Origin of the sequence: Capnocytophaga catalasegens (assembly GCF_026005215.1) — a bacterium.
Classification (GTDB): Bacteria; Bacteroidota; Bacteroidia; order Flavobacteriales; family Flavobacteriaceae; genus Capnocytophaga; species Capnocytophaga catalasegens.
Genome location: NZ_BPMA01000072.1, coordinates 1 through 1,417 on the forward strand (window position 1 = coordinate 1; position 1,417 = coordinate 1,417).

Below are 1,417 nucleotides of genomic sequence, written 5' to 3' on the forward strand. Positions count from 1 at the left end.
TGAGCATATTGGTCATATAAAGAAAGTTTCAAAGTAAATTTCTCAAGGATGCTCTACTTTTACTTAATATTTCTATATGTTTCTTTTTTATCTAATATACTTAATTTATTATTTTTCTCAATTCTATAAATATATAAAGAATCTATCTTTGATTCTTTCCCTATTCTATCTTCCCAAACTTCAGACACTGAAATTGCAATAGTTTTATTATCTAAAAGTTTAATTTTTTTAAATCTAATAACATTTTCTCCTATTTCTTCTTTATAAATTTCTAAAGAGTCAATGACTCTATTACTTTTTAGAATTTTTAAATAAAAAACATTACTTCCTAATTCTACATCTGAATAAATACCAGCGTATTCACCAACTTCTCCATAACGAAAAATTTTATATTCTATGTTTTCTTTTTTATAGACTAAGATAGGATATTGTTCTTTTTCTAATTGTAAAATAGAATCTATATTTTTATTATACTGAACATTTTCTTCTTTTTGAGTTACTGAATGTTTCTTTGCAAACACAAGAGGAGGTCTATCACACTGATTTCTGCAATTACTACATAGTAGTAATAATAATAAAGCTGTAATGTTAATATTTTTCATTTTATTTATAATTAGGTTTTAATCCATTTAAATGAAGATGATGATTATGTCTAACTGTCCATCTTTTCTTTTTCTCATCCCATTTTTTATAAGGAGTAGTGTGAGGCAATAGAGTTTCCTCTTTAATCTCTTTAATTTCTTCTTTTTTAGTTTTAGGATTAATTACTTTTTCTCTTCTAATTAATCTTTGAAATTTTTCAGATAATAAGGGGCTTCCTTTTTCTTTTCCCCATCCAAACTTATATAGAGCTTCTATAAATTTCACCTCTCTATCATAATCAAAATTTGTATCCTCTAAATAAGTTGTTGTATTTTCAAAATTTGTATTAAGATATAAGATATCTCCTGCTCTCCCATTAATATGTGTAGTACTTATTCCAGGATCTCCATTTTTATTACTAAACCCTGTAATGGTAAAATCCTCATAACCAACTTCTAACATTGCTCCTAATAGACAAGCAAAACAATCAGGATTTATATATCTCCTTGTAGTTCCTGAAAATTTATATTTAAACTTAATATTAGCATCTTTGAAACTTAATAAATCTTCCATTTTTACTAAATAACAATCTTCATCTGTTATTAGTCCTTTCTCTTTCCAAACTTTTGATTTGATAATATTTACAACTCCTAAAACATATTCTTTATTATTAACATAGTATATATACCTTAATTTTTCTGTTTTCTCTTTAATGACAATTTTATCAATTTGTCCAGTATTGTATATTTTTACATTAATTATATTTTCATCTTCTCCAATTTCTTGTCTAAGAACTTTATTATTCACTTTTTTAAGAAGAACTTTTACAGGAGCA

1 protein-coding gene and 1 pseudogene are annotated in these 1,417 nt (G+C 24.7%); both read right to left on the reverse strand.

Going from position 1 to position 1,417, the window contains the following annotated elements; all coding sequences use genetic code 11:
* Positions 1-59 precede the first annotated feature (59 nt).
* Positions 60-602, reverse strand: coding sequence for a hypothetical protein (locus OO775_RS13420; RefSeq protein ID WP_264847743.1), 543 nt, complete (start codon positions 600-602; stop codon positions 60-62).
* Position 603: 1 nt separating this feature from the next.
* Positions 604-1,417, reverse strand: a pseudogene (locus OO775_RS13425) (hypothetical protein); the annotation flags it as partial.

Coding starts and splice junctions, on each gene's coding strand:
- OO775_RS13420 (WP_264847743.1), bottom strand. CDS start 602: ATGAAAAATATTAACATTACAGCTTTATTATTATTACTACTATGTAGT.